The sequence below is a fragment of the Actinoplanes oblitus genome (assembly GCF_030252345.1).
Classification (GTDB): Bacteria; Actinomycetota; Actinomycetes; order Mycobacteriales; family Micromonosporaceae; genus Actinoplanes; species Actinoplanes oblitus.
The window spans coordinates 1,843,576-1,864,373 of the sequence record NZ_CP126980.1; the positions used below are offsets into that span (position 1 = coordinate 1,843,576).

Consider the following 20,798-nt stretch of genomic DNA (forward strand, 5'->3'; position numbering starts at 1 on the left):
CGAAGCGTTCACCTGCCGTAACGATGCAGGTGAGCCGGGCTTTTCGGACGAATCGATCTTCCGGGGCCGGAAAATCACCCGCACTCGGCCGTCGTCCCGCTTTCCGACCCGCCAACCCCCTCGTAGACTTGCGTGGTAAGGCAGCCGACGGCTGCCCCGGCCCCACGCGGGCCGGACTTGCGCCCGGGGAGGAAAGCCGTGCCGCTCTCGGAGCACGAGCAGCGGCTGTTCGATCAGATCGAGCGGTCGCTTGCCGAGGACCCCAAATTCGCCTCGGCTGTGCGGGCCAGCGACCCGCGTTTCCATGCACGGCGCCGGCTCATCATCGCCGCGTTCGTGATCGTGCTTGGTCTGGCCCTCGTTGTTTACGGGACGGTCGCCAGCAACACCCTGCTCGGCGTCGCCGGCTTCGTCGTGATGCTCGGCTCGGCCGCCTTCGCGATGCAGTCGCGCAAGCGCGGCCAGGCCCCTGACCTCAGGTCGGTCGGCGGCACCGCATCCCGGCGCACGCGATCCGGACGCCGGGGTAACGGTGGGTTGCTCGACCGGCTGGAGGACCGCTGGAAGCAGCGGCCGGAGGGGCATCGCTGACGGCACCGGCCGACATCGATCGACGGCGGCCATCGGCCGCCGTCGCCATTTCCCCGCTGTTCTCTCCCGGCAGCGGCGCCTCGCTGCCCTTTTTCGGTACGCCCTGAGCACCGCTCCCACCCGGCGTTGACGGTCTCGTTCTTCGACGGTGCCGTCCTCACCCGGTGTTGACGGTCTTGTTCGTCGACGGTGCCGTCCTCACCCGGTATTGACGGTCTCGTTCGACGGCGCCGCCGGGCTTCCCCGCCTCGCTCGCCGCCCAGCTCCCGGCTGCCCGCGAACCCGCCCAGCTGGCGCCCACGGTGGTGTCGCGGGCGTGGTTGCCACCGTGACGGCCAGCCGTGGGTGGTGGGCTGGCGCCCACGGTGGTGTCGCGGGCGTGGTTGCCACCGTGACGGCCAGCCGTGGGTGGTGGGCTGGCGCCCACGGTGGTGTCGCGGGCGTGGTTGCCACCGTGACGGCCAGCCGTGGGTGGTGGGCTGGCGCCCACGGTGGTGTCGCGGGCGTGGTTGCCACCGTGACGGCCAGCCGTGGGTGGTGGGCTGGCGCCCACGGTGGTGTCGCGGGCGTGGTTGCCACCGTGACGGCCAGCCGTGGGTGGTGGGCTGGCGCCCACGGTGGTGTCGCGGGCGTGGTTGCCACCGTGACGGCCAGCCGTGGGTGGTGGGCTGGCGCCCACGGTGGTGTCGCGGGCGTGGTTGCCACCGTGACGGCCAGCCGTGGGTGGTGGGCTGGCGCCCACGGTGGTGTCGCGGGCGTGGTTGCCACCGTGACGGCCAGCCGTGGGTGGTGGGCTGGCGCCCACGGTGGTGTCGCGGGCGTGGTTGCCACCGTGACGGCCAGCCGTGGGTGGTGGGCTGGCGCCCACGGTGGTGTCGCGGGCGTGGTTGCCACCGTGACGGCCAGCCGTGGGTGGTGGGCTGGCGCCCACGGTGGTGTCCCGGGCGTGGTTGCCACCGTGACGGCCAGCCGTGGGTGGTGGGCTGGTGCTCACGGTGGTGTCCCGGGCGTGGTTGCCACCGTGACGGCCAGCCGTGGGTGGTGGGCTGGTGCTCACGGTGGTGTCCCGGGCGTGGTTGCCACCGTGACGGCCAGCCGTGGGTGGTGGGCTGGTGCTCACGGTGGTGTCCCGGGCGTGGTTGCCACCGTGACGGCCAGCCGTGGGTGGTGGGCTGGCGCTCACGGTGGTGTCGCGGGCGCGGAAACCACCGTGACGGCCAGCTGCGAGGCGGGCCCCGCCCCCTGCTGAGGGCGGGGCCTTGCGATCAGCGGGCGCGGTTCAGCAGCCGCCGCGGGTTGAACCGGGCCATCCCGTCCCGCGCGCGGCTCGCCGCCTCCATGGTCCGGGTACCGCCCTCGGCCAGCGCCAGCCGCCACCCCAGGATGATCGACGGCGGCAGCAGCACCGCCCGCAACCGGACCCGCGCCGTCGCCGAGTGCGACAACCCGGCCCGCACCTGCCGCAGCGCCGTCGTCAGCTCGGCACCCTGCATCGGCTGCCGGGCATACCGCGCCCGCTCCTCGGCACTGCCCAGCAGCTCCGCGGCCGCGGCCGGCTCGGCCCCCAGGACGCCCTCCTTGACCAGGCGCTGCGCGGTGACCCGCGGTGTCTCGGTGAGATCGACAGCGATCTTGAAGTCGACCATCGTGTCGATCAGCTCGTCCCAGGCCGCGTGCGCGTCCGCCCGTGCCCGCACCGCGTCGCCGGTCACCTCGATGCCGGTGACCGCACCGGCTGTACCGGGCAGTCCCGGATCCGCCGTCGCCACCGCGGGCGGCGAACCGGCCGTCGCGTTGTTCCGCTGGCGTCGCAGCAGGACCCGGCGCAGGGCCGGGACCATCAGCAGCGCGAGCAGCGTGAAGACCGCGATGGCGATCAGCAGGCCGGTCCAGTTGTCCTGGTCGGGGGCGACGCCACCGGCCAGGCCGGGGTTGCCGCCGTCGCTGCCCGGGTCCGGTTTCTGCGCCCTGCCCGCCGCCACCGACGAACCGGGACCCGGCGCCGCCGAGCCGGTGGCGGCGGCGGTCGGCGAGGCCGTCCGTTCGGTGTCCGGTGCCCAGTCCGAGCGGGCCGCGCCGGTCACCCCGGCCGCCGGTGTCGCGTCGAACGGGATCCAGCCGAAGCCGTCCAGGTAGACCTCGGTCCAGGCGTGCGCGTTCCGGTTGGTGATGGTGTACGTGTCGTTGTCCTTGGTGCCCCGGGTGAAGCCGAACGCCACCCGGGCCGGGATCCCGGCCGCCCGCACCATCCACGCCATCGCCGTCGCGTACTGCTGGCAGAACCCCTGCTTGTTACGCAGGAACGACTCGATGGCCGGCATGTTGGCGGTGGACGGGACGCTGGTGGTGTACGAGAACCCGTACTTCGTGGAGAACGACTCGTAGATCGCCCGCACCTTGTCGTACTCGGTGGTCCTGCCCCGGGTCAGCTCCCGCACCCGCTGGCTCACGTAGTTGTTGCGCGGGACCTCGGTGAGCACCCGGAGGTTGCTGTTCTCCGGCAGCGGCTCGGCCTCGCGCAGCTGTTTCGGCGTGTACTCCGGTCGCAGGTAGTCGATCGAGTACTTCTGCTTGCTGGTGGTGACCCGGCTGGAGTACAGCACCTGCTGGTTGGGGTCGAACGCCCAGCTGCCGGAGAGACCACCGATGGTGACCGGGTAGGCGTAGACCGGCGCCATCGTCTGCTTCAGCTGATCGGTGATCTCGATGTCCGCGTGGTACTGCTGGTAGGAGACCGCGGAGCCGACGCTCGGGTTCGGCAGGCTGCCCTTGTCGAGCGTGTTCCCGTTCGGCGCCTGGTTGCCGGAGCCGTCCTCGGTGAGCTGGTCGGCCACGCCGAACCGCAGGTAGAACGGCTCCTTCTCGGTGGTCCTGACCTTCAGCAGGGTGACCGTGTCGGTCCGGTTGAGCTGGCCGGTGAGCGAGGCATACAGGTTGATCCGGCCGCCGCCGCCCTTGCCGAGCCCGCCGCCGACCCCGCTGCCGTTCTGCGTCAGCTGGGAGAGCAGGCCACCGGAGACGGTCGGCACGATCAGCGGCAGCAGCACCGCCACCACCACGCCGACCAGGCCGAGCCGCCGGCCGGCCGCGGCCAGCGGGGACGGCTCCCAGACGTCCACGTCCCGGCCGTCGCCGGTGAACCGGCGGCCGAACCGGCGGACCCGGTCCACGTTGTCGGCGACCAGCAGCCAGAGGTAGCCGCAGGCGCCCACGATGAACGGGGTGACCGGCACGCTGTCCAGATAGACGGCGACCGGGATGGAGTAGATCGCCAGCATCGGCAGGCCGGCCAGCGCCGGCCTGCGGAACACCGCGGTGAGCAAGTCCACCACGATGGCGACGGCGCCGATGCCGGCCGCCGCGACGAACAGCAGGCCGTCCCGGTTCGGCACCGGCACCGCGTACTGCCTGGTGTCCTGCCCGGCCTGCTGGACCAGGTCGGCGAAGTGGGCGAAGGTCGCCGGCATCGGCACCAGCATCTCGTGCCCGCTCGGGAAGATCCAGGTCAGCGTGACGACCAGGCCGACCACCATGCCCAGCGCCTGGGCCCAGCTCGGGAAGCGCAGCGTCCGGGTGAGCACCGCGGCCCCGGCCACCATGATCACCGTGAGCAGCACCTGGAGCAGCCAGGTCCACGAGGCGAAGATCGCCGACAGCGGCGCCGAGGCCAGCAGGGTGGCGCCGGCCGCGACCAGGCCGAGACGACGACGGCCGGTCATCGGATCACCCCGCCCACGGTCTCGGCCATCGCCGCCCGGTACGCGAAGCCCTGCGATCCGCGGCCCACCGTGGGCCACAGCGCCGGCAGCGTCTCGCCGTGCGACACCGGCACCGACCGCCAGCCGCTGCGCACCAGCGCGAGCGAGGCGGCGGCGTGCTCGCGATCGGACTCCTGCCGGTCGCCCGGCGTCATCGGGATCCAGGTGCAGCTGTCGATGGCGAACCCGATGCAGGTCGCGCCGTTGCCGCGCAGGCCGGAGAGCAGGTGCGCCTCGGCAGTGGTGAGGGTGCCGAACAGCCCGATCACCAGGCCGCCGTCGGACCGCCGGCGGACCTGCTCGACCAGCGCCGCCACGTCACCGGTGGAGGCCAGCTTGACGTCCGCCAGGGTGTCCAGGATCAGGCCCTCGCCGCCGGCCTCGGCCGCGTCGATGTCGATCCCGGTGCCGGTCACCAGGCGCAGCTTGTAGCCCGCCTCGCGCAGGTGCACCGCGACGCTGGCGGCCGCCGAGACCGCCCACTCGAAGCTGGCCGTCGGGCCCTCGCCGCGGTGCGCGTGTGCCCGGGTGTCCAGCACCACGGTGGCCCGGCTGTCCCAGGGTTGCTCCTCGCGGCGGACCATCAGCTCGCCGGTGCGCGCGGTGGACCGCCAGTGCACCCGGCGCAGGTCGTCGCCGCGGCGGTACTCCCGGGTGGCGGCGTCGTCCTCGCCGTGCACCGCCACCGAGCGGGCCCGGCTGTCCCCGGTGCCGGCGTACTCCCCGGCCAGCCGCACCCGGGGGAGCGGCAGCACCTGCGGGATCACGGTGAGCTGGTCGACGCTGGGGAACGAGCGGGTCAGCTCGCACAGCCCGAACGGATCGGTCAGCCGGACCACCAGCGGACCGATCGGGTACCTGCCGCGCACGTCGGCGCGCACCGTGTATGCCACCGAGCTGGCCTGGTGCGCGCCGAGCCGCTCCAGCACCACGCGCGGGCGGCTGCCCAACGCGTACGGCAGGCGGTCCTCCAGCAGCATGGTGCCGGTGGGCAGCCGGGAGAGGTTCTGTAGTCGCAGGATGACCCGCGCGCTGGAGCCGACCGGGGCCCGGCCCGGCTCCAGCGACCTGGTGCAGGCCAGTTTGTAGCGGCTGCGGCCGACGTACGCCGCGGCCAGCAGCGGCAGCGTGGCCAGCAGCACGGCGACCCGCAGCAGGTCACGCTCGCCGAGCACCAGGGCGGAGATCCCGGCCGCGATCGCCGCGGCCAGGAACGAGCGGCCGCGCGTGGTGAGCCCCCGCAGCGCCTCCCGCATGGTCACCGCCCCCGGGACTCGTACGGCGCGCGGCCGTCCCGGGCGTCGTACGGGTTCCGGTTCGCCTGCGGGATCGGCAGCCGGTGCACGATCTCCGAGACGATGGTGTCGGTGGTCCGCCGGTTGAGCTGCGCGTCGGCCGTCGGGATGAGACGGTGGGCGAGCACCGGCACGGCCAGCGCCTGCAGGTCGTCGGGGAGGACGTAGTCGCGGCCCTCCAGCGCGGCGACCGCCTTGGCGGTGCGCAGCAGCTGCAGGGTGGACCGCGGGGACGCGCCGAGGCGGATCTCCGGGGCCTCCCGGGTCGCGGTGACCAGGGCGATCGCGTACTGCTGGACGGCGTCGGCGGCGTGCACCGCGCGAGCCGTCTCGATCAGCCGGCGGACCAGCGCGGCGTCGGCCACCGCGCGGATGTCGTTGAGCGGGTCGTGGTCGCCGTGCAGGCCGAGCATGGCCAGCTCGGCGCGGGGGTCCGGGTAACCCATCGCGATCCGGGCGGTGAACCGGTCCCGCTGCGCCTCCGGCAGCGGATAGGTGCCCTCCATCTCGATCGGGTTCTGCGTGGCCACCACCATGAACGGCGCCTGCAGCTCGTAGGTCGTGCCGTCGACGGTGACCTGCCGCTCCTCCATGCACTCCAGGAGGGCGGACTGGGTTTTCGGCGAGGCACGGTTGATCTCGTCGCCGACCACCAGGTTGGCGAAGACGGCACCCGGCTTGAACTCGAAGTCCCGGGTCTCCTGGTTGTAGACGCTCACCCCGGTGACGTCACTGGGCAGCAGGTCCGGGGTGAACTGGATCCGGCGCACCGAGCAGTCGATCGAGCGGGCGAGGGCCTTGGCGAGTTTGGTCTTGCCGACGCCCGGCACGTCCTCGATCAGCAGGTGCCCCTCGGCGAGCAGAACCGCGAGGGCCAGCCGCACCGTCGCGCTCTTGCCCTCGATGACCTGCTCGATGTTGGCCATGATGGCTTGCGTCGCGGCGCGGAACTCGGCGCTGGTCAGCGGTCCTGTCGGCTCGCCCCAGGTCGGCGTTGTCACGGGCTTCCTCCCAGTAGTACGTACTCCGAAGGCGGATCACCCACCGTCAGGGCACCCCAAGGTTGCGGGCGCCCAGCGGCCGTGGGCCTCCGGCGCTCGCCGCCCGTCCTGACAGGTTATCCCCGGATGTACATCCCTCCGAAAGGCCGGAACGCAAGGGCTTTCGAGAAAACGGAGCAAACATGGTCCATTTACCGACGGTGATCGGCTTTCGGACCGATTCGGTACCCGGCGGCATACCGGTCGCCGTGCGTGACGGCGGGCGGGTATCATGGCGCGCATGGCTCGGTCTGTTCTGCTCCTTAGCCGGCCGCGCTGAACCGTCATCGGTACAGTGCGGCGCCCCCTCCTGTGTGAGGGGCTTTTTTATGCCCTTCGCCTCCGCCGGCGCCAGGCGCCGGTGCGAGTCGCGGCCGGAGCGCGAACCCCACCAGCCCACTGACGTAGACGAGATGGTGAAGATGAGCGAGACCGAGAACCCGTTCCGTTACACCGCCGCGATGGCCGGCGAGATGGAGCTGCGCTGGCAGCAGTACTGGGCGGAGAACGGGACGTTCCACGCGCCCAACCCGGTCGGCGAGCTGGCCGACCCGGACCACCCGCGCGCCGGCGCTCCGAAACTGCACGTGCAGGACATGTTCCCGTACCCGTCCGGCGCCGGCCTGCACGTGGGGCACCCGCTGGGCTACATCGGCACCGACTGCTACACCCGCTACCAGCGGATGGCCGGCTTCAACGTGCTGCACCCGATGGGCTTCGACGCGTTCGGCCTGCCCGCCGAGCAGTACGCGGTGCAGACCGGCACCCACCCGGCGGTGACCACGGCGGCCAACGTCGACAGGTACCGGCAGCAGCTGCGCCGCCTGGGCCTGGCGTACGACGACCGCCGCTCGTTCTCCACCACCGACCCGGAGTACTACCGCTGGACCCAGTGGATCTTCCTGCAGGTCTTCAACTCCTGGTTCGACCCGGAGCTGAACAAGGCCCGGCCGATCGCCGAGCTGATCGCCGAGTTCGAGTCCGGCGCGCGCGGGCCGGAGTGGGCCGGCCTGTCCGCCACCGAGCGGCGCAAGGTGATCGACGGGTACCGGCTGGCCTACATGAGCGAGGCCCCGGTCAACTGGTGTCCCGGCCTGGGCACCGTGCTGGCCAACGAGGAGGTCACCCCGGAGGGCCGGTCCGAGCGGGGCAACTTCCCGGTCTTCCAGCGCAGCCTGAAGCAGTGGATGATGCGGATCACCGCGTACGGTGACCGGCTGGTCGACGACCTGGACGTGCTGGACTGGCCGGAGCCGGTCAAGCTGATGCAGCGCAACTGGATCGGCCGCTCCCGGGGGGCGCACGTCCACTTCGCGGCCGGCGACGACCGGATCACGGTGTTCACCACCCGCCCGGACACCCTGTTCGGCGCCACCTACATGGTCCTGGCCCCGGAGCACGAGCTGGTCGCCACGATCGTGCCGGCCGAGTGGCCCGCCGGTACCCACGAGTCCTGGAAGGTCGCCGCCACCCCGGGCGAGGCCGTCGCCGCCTACCAGGCGACGGCAGCCGCCAAGACCGAGGAGGAGCGGACCGCCGAGGGCAAGGTGAAGACCGGCGTCTTCACCGGCGCCTACGCGGTCAACCCGGTCAACGACGAGCGCATCCCGGTCTTCATCGCCGACTACGTGCTGGCCGGCTACGGCACCGGCGCGATCATGGCGGTGCCCGGCCACGACCAGCGCGACTTCGAGTTCGCCACGGTCTTCGAGCTGCCGGTGGTCCGGACCATCGCCACCCCGGACGGCTTCGAGGGCGCCTACGTCGGCGACGGCGAGGTGATCAATTCCGGCTTCCTGGACGGCCTGACCAAGGACGACGCCAAGGCCGCGATGATCGCCTGGCTGGAGGAGCACGGCAAGGGCGCCGGCGCCACCACCTACCGCCTGCGCGACTGGCTGTTCAGCCGGCAGCGGTACTGGGGCGAGCCGTTCCCGATCGTCTACGACGAGACCGGCCTGCCGATCGCGCTGCCCGACTCGATGCTGCCGGTCGAGCTGCCCGAGGTCGACGACTTCTCGCCGCGCACCTTCGACCCGGACGACGCGGACACCGAGCCGGAGACCCCGCTGTCCCGCAAGAAGGACTGGGTGCAGGTCGAGCTGGACCTGGGTGACGGTCCCAAGACGTACACCCGGGAGACCAACACCATGCCGCAGTGGGCCGGCTCCTGCTGGTACGAACTGCGCTACCTGGACCCGCACAACGACAAGGTGCTGGTCGACCCGGCCAACGAGGCGTACTGGATGGGCCCGCGCTCGGCGACCGACGCCGGTGGTGTCGACCTGTACGTGGGCGGCGTCGAGCACGCCGTGCTGCACCTGCTGTACGCCCGCTTCTGGCACAAGGTGCTGTTCGACCTGGGCCACGTCTCGTCCTTCGAGCCGTTCCGCAAGCTGTTCAACCAGGGCTACATCCAGGCCTACGCGTTCCGCGACGCCCGTGGCGTGGTGGTGCCGGCCGAGGAGGTCGTCGAGCGCGACGGCAAGTGGTACTACGGCGACCAGCAGGTCAGCCGCGAGTACGGCAAGATGGGCAAGTCGCTGAAGAACGTGGTGACCCCGGACGAGATGTGCGAGCAGTACGGCGCCGACACGTTCCGGGTCTACGAGATGGCGATGGGCCCGCTGGACGTCTCCCGGCCCTGGGAGACCCGGGCGGTGATCGGGTCGCAGCGCTTCCTGCAGCGCGTCTGGCGTCTGGTGGTCGACGAGGAGACCGGCGCGATCCGGGTCACCGACGAGCCGCTGGACGCCAAGACCCGCAAGATCCTGCACCGGGTCATCGCGGGTGTCCGGGAGGACATGGAGGAGCTGCGGTTCAACACCGCGATCGCCAAGCTGATCGAGCTGACCAACGCGCTGACCCCGCTGCCGGTGGTCTCCCGGGAGGCCGTCGAGCCGCTGGTGCTGATGCTGTCCCCGTTCGCCCCGCACCTGGCCGAGGAGCTGTGGAGCAAGCTGGGCCACATCGGGACGCTGGCCTACGCCGACTTCCCGCAGGCCGACCCGGCGCAGCTGGTGGCCGACTCGATCACCTACCCGGTGCAGGTGAACGGCAAGGTCCGCGGCCGGGTCGAGGTCGCCCCGGACACCCCGGAGGAGGAGGTCCGGGCGCAGGCCCTGGCCGCCGTCGCCGAGGCGCTGGCCGGCAAGGAGCCGAAGAAGGTCATCGTGGTCAAGGGCCGTCTGGTCAGCGTCGTCGTCTGAGTTCGCGCGCCCCGGGCCGGTCTCGCCATCGCGAGGCCGGCCCGCCGTGTTCCCAGTTCACGATCACCACCCGATTACGGTACGGCCGGAGCACAGTGCTGCCGCGCCGGGAGCGTCGCGGAGCCGTGGAACGCTGCTCCGGGCGTACCCCAAACGGGGTGAAGCCGGGCGTGAGCGCCTGCCTGGCGCCGGGCGAGTCGCGCGTCAGGCCGGGGTGGCGGTGCGGCGGGAGGTCTGCCGCCAGCGGAGCACGATCGCCGTGGAGAGCACGAAGCTGATCAGCGCCGGGGCGACGGTGATCGCGCTCATCTTGCCCGGGGTGGCCACCGCGGCGCCGATCACGGCGTAGGTGATCGTGGACGGGATGGCGGCGATCGTGGTGCCCAGCAGGTAGCGCTTGCGGCACACGCTGGTGGTGCCGTAGGCGTAGCCGACCAGGCCGAACGGGGCGAGCGGCAGGAAGCGGACCAGGAGCACGGCGGCCAGGCCACGACGGTTGAGCCAGCCGTCCAGGCGGGCGAGCCGGCCGCCGGCCTTGGCCTGCAGGGCGCCGCGACCGGCCCAGCGGCCCGCGTAGTAGGTGGCGATCGCGGCGATCAGGGCGGCGGCCAGCGCGGCGATCGCACCGGTCGCGGCACCGAGCAGGGCGCCGCAGGCCACCGTCACCGCGGTGCGCGGCACCAGGACGGAGAGCAGCAGGCCGCCCAGCACGGCGACGGCGACGGCGGCGCCGGGGCCGAGCGCGACCACCGCGTCGCCCAGCTCACGCAGCGGCAGGGTGGCGGCGGCCACCGCCAGACCGGCGATCAGCGCGGTCAGCACGCCGAGCCGGACGAAACGGCGCTTGCGGCTGATCGGCGCGGCCTGAGAGTCCCCGGTGCGGGCGCCCACGGGGCGTTCAGGTTTGTCGGTCATATGCAGGTCTACCGCCCCAACGGCTCGTCGGTTCAGGACAAGGTCGTGCAGTCGATTCAGCGCTCGTCTTCGTCGTCAGGCCGGGGTCGTGGCGGCGAACCGCCCGCCCCTTCCTCGTCAGGCCGGGGCGGTGGCGGCGAACCGCTCACCCCTCAGACGCTCCGGCCAGGTGTCGTCAAGAGGCGCAAGCCTATCCGCGCCGGTCGCCCAACGCAGTAGCAGATCGGCTATAGCCGGGTTGCGAGCCAGCGCCGGTCCGTGCGAGTACGTCCCGATGATCTTGCCGGCCCAGGCGCCCTCGGTGTGCCCGTCGTTGCCGATGCCGCTGGTCACCCGGGCCAGCGGTGCGGCGTGTTGGCCCAGGTGGGTGCGGCCGCCGTGGTTCTCGAAGCCGGTCAGCGGCGGCAGGCCGAGCCGCGGGTCGATGTCGCCGCGCAGCTCGCCGACCGCCCGGGTCTCGCCCCGGTCCGAGGAGATGTCGAGCAGGCCGAGGCCCGCAACTTTGGTCCCCTTGGCGAAGAACGAGTGACCGAACAGTTGGTAACCCGCGCAGATGGCCAGGACCGAGGCGCCCTGGTTGACGGCGCGGTGCAGCCCGCCGTCGGCGATCAGGCGCTGGGCGGCCAGCGACTGGGGGCCGTCCTCACCGCCGCCGATCAGGTAGATGTCGGCGGTGGTCGGCATCTGCATGTCGGAGCGGACCTCGTAGGTCTCCACCGGGATGCCGCGGGCGGCCGCCCGGTGCGCCAGGATCAGCAGGTTGCCCCGGTCGCCGTAGGTGGAGAGCAGATCCGGGTAGATCCAGACGATCCGCAGCGTGCTGTCGTTCATGCCTTGACCTCGGTGTTGGGTTCAGTTGACACGGTCGAGCACCGCGCGGATGTCCTGGAACGCCGTGTAGTTGGCGATCACCTCGAGGCGGCCGGGCGGGACCGCCGCCAGCGCCTGGTCGAAGCTTTGTACGTGCTGGAACGGCACCCGGTTCACCTCGAGCCGGACGGCCAGGTCGTACGCCCGGTCCCCGGTGATCAGCACCGGCCGGTCGCGCAGCGGGGCGAAGTCGACGTCCCACAGCCACGAGGTGTCCAGCCCGTCGGGGTCCCGCGCGTTGATCGAGAGCAGCGTCGGCGCCTGGTCGGCCATGTCGAACGCCTCCAGCCAGCTCGCCGGGTTCTTGGCGAGCAGCAGCCGGATGTTGCGGCCGTCCCGGTCGACCTGCGCGTACCGCCCGGCGATGGAGGTCACCCGGGAGAGCCGGGGGAGGGCCTCGATCGGGCGGACCCCGAACTCACCGGCGACCGCGAGGGCGGTGGCCGCGTTACCCAGGTTGACCTTGCCGGGGAGCTGGAGCTTCACCAGGTGCCAGTCGCCGCGCGGGTCGATGACGCCGTCCTCCTCCACCACCCACTGCGGGACGGGGCGGCGCAGCGGGCAGCCGGTGCACCACCAGTCACCGTCGGCCCGCTCGATCGGGTGCCCGCTCTCCGGGCACACGAACGAGTCGTCGTGCCAGCGCTGACCCGCGCTGAACCAGGTGACCTGTGGGCTGCTCACGGCGGCCCAGACCACCATCGGGTCGTCCGCGTTGGCCACCACCCGGATCTCGGGGTGGCCGGCCAGCGCGGTCTTCCACAGCTGCGCCATCATCGCCACCTCCTTGGCCCGGTCCAGCTGGTCGCGGGAGAGGTTGAGCAGCGCCACCACCTTGGGCCGGGTGGAGTCGATCACCTGGGCCAGGTAGTGCTCGTCGACCTCCAGCACGGCGAACGGGGTGTGCCCCTCCTTCGCCAGCGCGGAGGTGTGGCCGGTGGGCATGTTGGCGCCGTACCCGTTGGTCGCGACCCGGCCGAGCACGCCGACGGCGGCCGCGGTGAGGCGCGTGGTGGTGGTCTTGCCGTTGGTGCCGGAGACCAGGGCGACAGCCCGGCCGGACGACAGGTGGGCCAGCAGATCCGGATCGATCTTGAGGCCGATCCAGCCGCCGATCACCGATCCGTCGCCGCGTCCCGCGGCCCTGGAGAGCGCGGCCGCGGTCTTCGACGCAGTGGTCGCGACTATGGCCCGCAGGGGCATCTTCCCGTCCGTCACGCCAGCGAGGGTACCGGACCCCAGGGTTACGTCGAGTTGCCGGAAGGCCCGCGGCTCAATGGCAAGGGTTCAGCCCCGTGGGGATTACCACGTTTGCGCCGCTGAGTCACCGTTTCGGGATCCCTAGGGGATTACCCCGGGAGAAATTGTGTGTTCTGGTTCACTGGCTCCATTCGACGGAATGTAGTTGATCAGGTGCTCCGGGTAATGACATTTGTCTTGTGGACGCAACAAATGGGACAGCAATCGGTGTGCCGAATACGCTGGGTGACTAACTGGCGTCTGACGATCATCGGCGAAGTCGGGTACCAAAGATTCACCGGCGGCAACCGCTCGCCGGTCGCGCCGCACCGGTTCACGCCGAGCCCTGCCCCGGGCTGGTCGACGCGACCACGCAGTTCCAGAAAGCTGACAAGGCATCAGGGGGCAGGGACGGGGAACCCACTTTCCGGTCCGCACCACAGCGCCGTGCCCCACGACGGCGTACCGGTTCGGACCTTGGGGTGAAGCCACCACGGTGGCCGGGCAAGCCTTCCCGCCCGAACCCGACAGCTAACCTCGCAGGCGTGCCGGAGGGATTTCTCAACCGTGCACGAACACAGTTCGAGCCGTGGCCGCCGCATGTCCGGCGCCGGTACCATCGCACTGTCCCTGGGTCTCTGCCTCTGCGCCGGCCAGCTCGTTGGAGCCTCGCCGGCGGCCGCGTCCACCACCCCGGTCGCGAGCGCCGTCACCGCCACCACCGCGGCGGCTGCCAAGGCCAAGCCCAGGTTGACCGCTTCGGTCAACAACCGGAAGCTCCCCTGGGGCTCCACCCTCAAGCTCACCGCCAAGGTCATCGACCCGCGCACCGGCAAGGTCGCCAAGGGCACGGTCCGGCTGCAGGCCTGGCGCTCCAGCAAATGGGTCACCTGGGACACCAAGACCGTGCGCAACGGTGCGGTCACCCTGGCGGCCCGTCCCGACCAGAAGGGCGTCGGCTCCAGCGTCTACGTCCGCGCGCTCTTCACCGGCAGCGGCTACCAGCAGACCGCCTCCGGTAAGGCGAAGATCACGCTCAAGGCCAGCGGGGCCAAGATCCTCGCCGAGGCCAAGAAGCACAAGGGCGCGCTCTACCTGTTCGGTGCCGCCGGGCCCAAGCGGTTCGACTGCTCCGGGTACACCAGCTACGTGTACAAGAAGGCGGCCGGCAAGAGCCTGCCGCACAAGGCGAACTCGCAGCAGAAGTACGGCAAGGCGGTCAGCAAGTCGAGCAAGCGCGTCGGCGACCTGATCGTCTTCCGGTCCGGGTCGTACGGGTACCACGCGGGCATCTACGCCGGCGGCGGGTACATGTACGACTCGCCGCACACGGGCGCCCGGGTCGGGAAGCACAAGATCTACGGCAGCAACTACGTCGTGCGGCGCCTGGTCGCCTGATAGCGCGTAGTAAGTAAGGACACACCGCCAGTGGGGCGCGACCCGGATCGGGTCGCGCCCCACTGGCGTTCCCGGGTCCGGAGCGTGGTCCGGCCCCGGGGTCGCGGTCCTGGCCGCCGGTTACGGCCGTGGTCGGTCGCCGGTGTGGTTGCCAGGCCAGGGTGGGTCAAGGCTCCGGCCGTCAGTCGCGGTCCGTGGTCGGTCGCCGGTGTGGTCGCCAGGCCAGGGGGCGGTGGGTCACGGTCCTGGCCGCCGGTTGCGGTCCGTGGTTGGTTGCGGTGTGGTCGCCAGGCCAGGGGGCGGTGGGTCACGGTTCCGGCCGCCAGTCGCGGTCCGCTGGCGCCCTGGTCAGGTCGAGGTGTGCAACGGGTTCCGGTCCGCTGCCCGCTCCCCGGCCGCAGTCCGACATTCCCGGTACGCCCGCCCTTCGGCAGCGCCGCCCCCGCCTCCACACCGTGCGGCTGGTCGTGGGGGTGGTGTCCGGGCTTGGGATGGGGCCGTGGTTGCCAGCTCGGGTTTCTGGGCTGGTGGTGGGGGCGGTGTCCGGGCTCGGGATGGGGCCGTGAGTGCCAGCTCGTGGTTCTCGGCTGGTGGTGGGGGTGGTGTCCGGGCTCGGGATAGGGCCGTGAGTGCCAGCCCATGGTTCTCGGCTGGGCATGGGGGTTGTGTCCGGGCCGGGGATAGGGCTGTGGAGACCAGCTGGGGGTTGGTCCGGGCGGCGGGGGCTTTGGGCGAGGTGATGACCAAGGGCTCGGCAGGCACAACGGGGGAAGCACCCGTGCCGCCGGGACGAGCATGGTGGTTCGGGGGCCGGGCTCCGGGGTGAGGCGCAAGACGGTGGTGATGGCCTCGGGTCGACCTTGGATGCTCCACCTAACCGGGTCGAGCCGCGCACCAAGGCTCTAACCAACCGGGCCGAGGCGCGCACCGAAGGCTCCACCCAAGCGGGTCGAGCCGCCCGCCGGAGACTCCACCCGACTGGGTCGAGCCGCGCACCGGAGACTCCACCCAACTGGGTCGAGCCGCCAGCCGGAGGGGCCACCTAACCGGGTCGAGGTGTGCGCCGGAGGTTCCACCCGGCTGGGCTGAGGTGTGCGCCGGAGGCTCCACCTTCCTCCCTCGCGGGGCTCCACTTTCCTCCCCGCCGCGCTGGGCGAGGGGCTGAACTGCCCTTTTCGGGCGGAGTTATCGACCCCGCTGTGCCGGATGTCGGAAACCGGACCTGGTGGATCATGCTCTGGCCCTCCACTCGGCGCCACCGCCTGTGAACTGGGATTACGTCCGCGAAAACGGCTCGCGAGCAGTCCCTTTCGGGTTGCAGGTGGAGGGAAGTGGAGTAGAGTGGGGCGCAGTGGCAGGACCGAGGGACCGAACCGAGAGCCTGCCGGCCCGAGTTGACAGACGGTCCACTCCTCCGCGATGGAGCGGCCGTCCCGGCAAAGGGGTGGGGGCCGATGTTCCTCGGCACGCACACCCCTCGGCTGGACGAGAAGGGCCGGCTGATTCTCCCGGCGAAGTTCCGTGACGAGCTGGCGGGAGGTGTCGTGATCACGAAGGGGCAGGAGCGCTGTCTTTACGTGTTCCCGATGCCGGAGTTCCAGCGCATCGCGGGCCAGCTGCGCGAGGCGCCGGTGACCAACAAGGCCGCCCGGGCTTACAGCCGGGTGTTCTTCGCCAGCGCCCACGACGAGGTGCCTGACAAGCAGGGCCGGGTCACCATCCCCGCACATCTGCGGGAGTACGCGAGTCTCGGCCGGGATCTCGTGGTGATCGGGGCCAGCACCCGGGTCGAGATCTGGGACAAGCAGTCCTGGGACGACTACCTCTCGGCGAGCGAGGAAGAGTTCGCCGACATCGAGGAGGGGGTGCTGCCCGGCGGACTGTAAGGCGTGGCACTCGGTGGGCCGCTGGGATTTCCGGCCCGACCGCCACTGCTTGCCGTACTGCGAGATCTCCAGCCGCTCCCGCTCCTGGCGCCTCTTCCCCGGCGCCAGGCGCGTGTCCGGAGCCGGTCACACCGGCGCGGGACAGAGCGGATGGGGATCTGGCGGTACGGATGGCGGCCGGGCCGGCATGGCAGCAACAGGTAACAACCGGGTGAAACGCGATCAGGTGGGGCAATGGGGGTCGACATGGGGGAGCCGCGCGGTGCGCACGTTCCGGTGCTGCTGGAACGCTGCCTCGAGCTGCTCGGTCCGGCCCTGGCCCGGCCCGGCGCGGTGCACGTCGACTTCACGCTGGGTCTCGGCGGGCACGCCGAGGCGGTGCTGGAGCGGTTCCCGGACGTCGTCCTGATCGGTCTGGACCGGGACACCGAGGCGCTCGCCCACTCCCGGCATCGGCTGGCCCGGTTCGCCGAGCGGACGCACCTGGTGCACGCGGTCTACCACGAGCTGCCCCGGGTGCTCACCGAGCTCGGCCTGCCCGGGATCCACAGCGGACTGTTCGATCTGGGTGTCTCCTCGTTGCAGCTGGACGAGGCGGACCGCGGTTTCGCGTACGCGCAGGACGCCCCGCTCGACATGCGGATGGACCAGTCCCGGGGGATCACCGCGGAAGAGGTCGTCAACACGTACGAGCCGGGCGAGCTGGTGCGCATCCTCCGGCAGTACGGGGAGGAGAAGTTCGCCACGCGGATCGTCTCGTCGCTGGTGCGGGAGCGGGCGAAACAGCGGATCGTCTCGACGGCCCGGCTGGCCGAGCTGATTAAAGACGCTATTCCGGCCGCCGCGCGGCGAACGGGTGGAAATCCCGCGAAAAGGTCGTTCCAGGCACTACGCATTGAGGTGAACGGCGAGCTCGAGGTGCTCGAATCCGCTGTTCCGGCGGCTTTGGACGCCTTGTCGCCCGGCGGGCGACTTGTGGTGATGAGTTATCAATCGTTGGAGGACAAGATCGTCAAGCGCGCCATCACGTCGAGGGCGCGCAGCACCGGGCCGATCGACCTGCCGGTCGAGCTGCCCGGCACCGGTCCGACGCTGCGGCTGCTGACCCGAGGGTCGGAGCTGCCCAGCGAGGCGGAGGTGGCGGAGAACCCGCGGGCGGCTTCGGTGAAGCTGCGCGCGGTGGAACGGATCGACGAGCACGAGAGCGGCACCACCAGGGGACGAGGGGCCGGCCGCGAACGGCCCCGGATGACTGCACCAACGCACGGGGGATCGGGGCGGAAACGCCCGGAGGCGCACAAAGAGGGGGAGGGGGAAGCATGAGCGAGCGAACCAACGCGCCGCGGTCGGGGGGCCGTGCGGCGCAACCGCGCGCCACGGAGCGTGGGCGCGGGGCGAGCCGCGATGCCCGGAGCGAGGGGACCGGCGTCCGGGGGGCGCGCCGGTCCGACACGCGCCGGTCCGGGATCGGGCGGGACGACCGCCGCGAGCGGGCCGGCCTGCGGGTCGAGGGCGACATCGAGGTGACCGTCGAGGGCACCGCGGCCAAGCGGCTGGACACCGCCGAGACCGCCGCGCCGGCGCTGCCGCGCCTGCGGGTCGCGCCGCCGCTGCCGATCCGCGCGCCGCGGCCGACCTTCGCGGCCGGCGTGATCGTGCTGGTGCTGGCCGGCGTGGTCGGCATCCTGCTGATCAACACGAAGACCATGGAGCAGTCGTTCAAGCTGGACGCGCTGCGGGAGAACCAGGCCACCCTGGACGAGCAGCAGCAGGAGCTCAACCAGCAGCTGATCCAGGTGTCCAGCCCGGGCAACCTGGAGGCCGCCGCGCGCCGGCTGGGCCTGGTCCGGGCGGAGAACCCGGCGATGATCAGGCTGCCCGACGGCAAGATCATCCGGCCGCCGACGCCGGGCGAGGGCCCGGTCTCGGTGACCGCGCAGGACTCGCTGAAGAAGCAGGCCGGGCAGGACTCGCAGCAGAAGCAGGCCGGGCAGGGCACGCAGCAGAAGCAGGCCGGGCAGGGCACGCAGCAGAAGCAGGCCGGGCCGGGCGCGCAGCAGAACGACGGCCAACAGGCGGCCGCCGGCCAGGGGAACGCCGCGGGAACGGGGCAGTAAGCCGTGTCGCCGCGAGACGACGAGACACCGCGCCGGGGCACTTCGCCCCGGCGCGCTGCGTCGCGTGCCGTCCCCCCGGAGGGGCCGGACGAGCCGGAGCGCCCCGAGCGGCGCGGTTTCTCCAGCATCGGCGAGGCGCGGGCGTACACGCCGCGCGGGCGGACGGTGGCCGAGCGGGGGCGCACGCCGCGGACCGGTCGCACCGCTGATCCGTTCCGGCCGGCGTTGCAGGTGGTCGAGGGCGGCGAGGGCGCCCCGCGGGCCCGGCAGCGCGGTGCCCGCACCGGCGAGCCGCCGGCCACCGACCGGGGCCGCGAGCCGCGGGAACCCCGCGAGGCGAAAAGCCCGGGACGCGAGGCGCGGGAGGCGAAAAGCCCGGGACGCGAGACCAAGAGCGCGGGCCGGGAGCCCCGGGAGGCGGCGAGCCGGGGCCGGGAGGCCGCCGGCAAGGGCCGGCAGCCCCGGGAGAGCGCCGGGAAGGGCCGCGAGCCGCGCGAGATCACCGACCGGAGTCGGGTCCGGGAGCCACGCGACAAACGGGAGCGGCGGGTCGAGGACCGCGACATCCCTCGCGTACGCCGGACGCCCGAGCCCACGCGCGCGCCTGCCCGCCGTACCGGGAAGCCGGAACCCGGACCACGGCGGACGGTGACCGACGGGACCGGTCGTGGTCCCGGCCGGGAAGCGGCCCGGCGGCCGCGGCCGGTGCCCGCCGAACCGCCCAAGCTGGCGAACGGCACCCGGCGGCTGCGGCTCGGCACGGTGCTCGCCCTCTCGCTGTTCGTCATGATCGGCATGCGGCTGGTGGTGCTCCAGGTGGGCACCTCGCCGGCCGAGGTGGAGAGCCTGGTCAAGCTGCGCAACAAGCGGCTCAGCACGGTCGAGCTGCCGGCCGCCCGGGGCAGCATCCTGGACCGCAACAACGCGGTGCTGGCGAACAGCATCGAGGCCCGCTACATCTACGCCGACCCGGAGAACCCGGATCTGCAGAAGAATCTGGGCGTCACCGCGGTGCGACTGTCCCGGCTGCTCGGCATCCCGGCCTCCAAGCTGGCCGCGAACATGCAGCGCAAGCAGGTGCTCGGCACCTGGTCCCGGTTCAGCTACCTGGCCCGCGGCGTGGACATCTCGATCGCCAACCGGATCGAGGCGATGCGCCTCAAGGGGATCTACACGCACCTGGACGAGCGGCGTGACGTGCCCGGCAAGGATCTCGCCGCGAACCTGATCGGCTTCACCGGTGACGACGGGCGTGGCCTGGTCGGCCTGGAGGCCCGCTACGACGACCTGCTGCACGGCACCGACGGCAAGCGGATCTACGAGGCCGGCAAGGGCAACCTGAACGTGCCGATCGCCGGTGGCTACGAGCAGACCACCCCGGCCCAGCCGGGCAGCTCGGTGAAACTGACCATCGACAGCTACGTGCAGTTCAACGCGCAGCGGATCCTGAACGCCGAGGCGGAGAAGAACCACGCCACGGTGGCCGGTGCGGTGATCATGGACATCAAGACCGGGGAGATCGTGGCGCAGGCCAGCTACCCGTCCTACAACGCGGCGCAGCCGGAGAAGTCCGAGGAGAAACAGCGGATCGACGTGCCGACGGCGGTGGTCACCGACCCCGGCTCCAGCCACAAGGCGTTCGTGATCGGCGCGGCCCTGCAGGAGGGGCTGATCACGCCGGACTCGACGCAGGTGGTGGCGCCGGCCATCGTGCGCGGCGGAATCCCCTTCGAGGACCACGAGAAGCTGACCAAGGGTTCCAAGCTGACCATCGCCGGGATCCTGGCCTACTCGTCGAACGTCGGGACGATCCTGATCGGGGAGAAGCTCGGCAAGGAGAAGCTCTACGAGTACCAGAAGAAGTTCGGGCTGGGGCAGGCGACCGGCGAGGGCATGCCCGGCGAGTCGCCCGGCCTGCTGCTGCCGCCGGACAAGTGGAGCGGTTCGGCGTACGGGTCGGTGCCGATCGGGCACAGCGTCTCAGCGACCCTGGTGCAGATGGCCGCCGGGTACGGCGCGATCGCCAACGACGGCGTCTACATCCAGCCGCACCTGATCAAGTCGACAGTCGCGGCCGACGGCACGGAGACCCCGGTCGGTGCCCCGGAGACGCACCGGGTGCTGGACGCCAAGGTGGCGGGCCAGCTGCGCACGCTGCTGGAGGCGGTGACCGAGGACAACGAGGGAACCGGCACCAAGGCGCAGGTGGCGGGTTATCGGGTGGCCGGCAAGACCGGCACCGGCAAGATGGTCGTGGACGGGCAGTACACCAGCCACAACGCCAGCTCGTTCGTCGGCATGGCGCCGGCCGAGAACCCGCGTTACGTGGTCGCGGTGTCGATGGACGTGGCCAAGGGCACCGGTGGCGAGGTGGCCGCGCCGGCCTTCTCCGACATGATGGGCTACACCCTTCTCCATTACTTTGTGCCACCATCCACCACGAAACCGCCGACCTTCCGGCTCCGGCAATGACGCGGGTC

The 20,798-nt window shown here is 71.7% G+C and carries 12 protein-coding genes, 1 pseudogene and 1 riboswitch; of the genes and pseudogenes, 7 read left to right on the top strand and 6 right to left on the bottom strand.

What is annotated here, in order from left to right; all coding sequences use genetic code 11:
* Nucleotides 1-198 precede the first annotated feature (198 nt).
* Nucleotides 199-591 (top strand): DUF3040 domain-containing protein, encoded by a 393-nt coding sequence (locus tag Actob_RS08505; RefSeq protein WP_185040298.1) that lies wholly within the window; start codon nucleotides 199-201, stop codon nucleotides 589-591.
* A 1,265-nt stretch (nucleotides 592-1,856) separates the two neighbouring features.
* On the opposite strand, the gene Actob_RS08510 is transcribed toward Actob_RS08505, so the two are convergent.
* From Actob_RS08510 to Actob_RS08520, 3 genes are read right to left on the bottom strand one after another with little or no spacing between them, the layout of a single operon-like run.
* The gene (locus tag Actob_RS08510; protein ID WP_284919514.1) at nucleotides 1,857-4,310 is read right to left on the bottom strand and encodes a transglutaminase family protein; all 2,454 of its coding nucleotides are present in this window, start codon (nucleotides 4,308-4,310) and stop codon (nucleotides 1,857-1,859) included.
* Nucleotides 4,307-5,605, bottom strand: coding sequence for a DUF58 domain-containing protein (locus tag Actob_RS08515; RefSeq protein WP_284922269.1), 1,299 nt, complete (start codon nucleotides 5,603-5,605; stop codon nucleotides 4,307-4,309). The genes Actob_RS08510 and Actob_RS08515 overlap by 4 nt, the downstream gene beginning before the upstream one ends.
* 2 nt (nucleotides 5,606-5,607) lie before the next feature.
* Nucleotides 5,608-6,645, bottom strand: coding sequence for an AAA family ATPase (locus Actob_RS08520; protein WP_407653582.1), 1,038 nt, complete (start codon nucleotides 6,643-6,645; stop codon nucleotides 5,608-5,610).
* 452 nt (nucleotides 6,646-7,097) lie between these two features.
* Between Actob_RS08520 and leuS the strand changes: the two genes are divergently transcribed.
* Nucleotides 7,098-9,893, top strand: a complete 2,796-nt coding sequence (leuS, locus tag Actob_RS08525; protein ID WP_284919515.1) for a leucine--tRNA ligase — start codon at nucleotides 7,098-7,100, stop codon at nucleotides 9,891-9,893.
* Between the two features lie 204 nt (nucleotides 9,894-10,097).
* On the opposite strand, the gene Actob_RS08530 is transcribed toward leuS, so the two are convergent.
* The 3 genes from Actob_RS08530 to Actob_RS08540 form a co-directional block, all read right to left on the bottom strand.
* On the bottom strand, nucleotides 10,098-10,808 hold the full coding sequence (locus Actob_RS08530) for a TVP38/TMEM64 family protein (RefSeq protein ID WP_284919516.1): 711 nt from the start codon (nucleotides 10,806-10,808) through the stop codon (nucleotides 10,098-10,100).
* A gap of 117 nt (nucleotides 10,809-10,925) precedes the next feature.
* Nucleotides 10,926-11,639, bottom strand: coding sequence for a type 1 glutamine amidotransferase (locus tag Actob_RS08535; RefSeq protein ID WP_284919517.1), 714 nt, complete (start codon nucleotides 11,637-11,639; stop codon nucleotides 10,926-10,928).
* Between the two features lie 21 nt (nucleotides 11,640-11,660).
* Complete coding sequence (locus Actob_RS08540; protein ID WP_284922271.1) at nucleotides 11,661-12,881, bottom strand: Mur ligase family protein; 1,221 nt, start codon at nucleotides 12,879-12,881, stop codon at nucleotides 11,661-11,663.
* 411 nt (nucleotides 12,882-13,292) lie between these two features.
* Nucleotides 13,293-13,478, top strand: a riboswitch (cyclic di-AMP (ydaO/yuaA leader).
* Between the two features lie 39 nt (nucleotides 13,479-13,517).
* On the opposite strand from Actob_RS08540, the gene Actob_RS08545 reads away from it, so the two are divergent.
* From Actob_RS08545 to Actob_RS08565, 5 genes and pseudogenes are all read left to right on the top strand, one after another.
* A complete protein-coding gene (locus Actob_RS08545) occupies nucleotides 13,518-14,315 on the top strand; it encodes a C40 family peptidase (RefSeq protein WP_284919518.1) in 798 nt (265 codons plus the stop codon).
* A gap of 1,454 nt (nucleotides 14,316-15,769) precedes the next feature.
* Nucleotides 15,770-16,201: a division/cell wall cluster transcriptional repressor MraZ gene (gene mraZ / locus Actob_RS08550; protein WP_043523825.1), complete on the top strand. Its 432-nt coding sequence runs from the start codon at nucleotides 15,770-15,772 to the stop codon at nucleotides 16,199-16,201.
* Between the two features lie 234 nt (nucleotides 16,202-16,435).
* Nucleotides 16,436-17,524: a 16S rRNA (cytosine(1402)-N(4))-methyltransferase RsmH gene (gene rsmH, locus Actob_RS08555; protein WP_284919519.1), complete on the top strand. Its 1,089-nt coding sequence runs from the start codon at nucleotides 16,436-16,438 to the stop codon at nucleotides 17,522-17,524.
* A pseudogene (locus tag Actob_RS08560) lies at nucleotides 17,521-18,111 on the top strand (hypothetical protein); the annotation flags it as partial. The gene rsmH and the pseudogene Actob_RS08560, both read left to right, overlap by 4 nt.
* Before the next feature lie 210 nt (nucleotides 18,112-18,321).
* Nucleotides 18,322-20,790, top strand: a complete 2,469-nt coding sequence (locus Actob_RS08565) for a penicillin-binding transpeptidase domain-containing protein (protein WP_284919521.1) — start codon at nucleotides 18,322-18,324, stop codon at nucleotides 20,788-20,790.
* The last annotated feature ends 8 nt before the right edge of the window (nucleotides 20,791-20,798 follow it).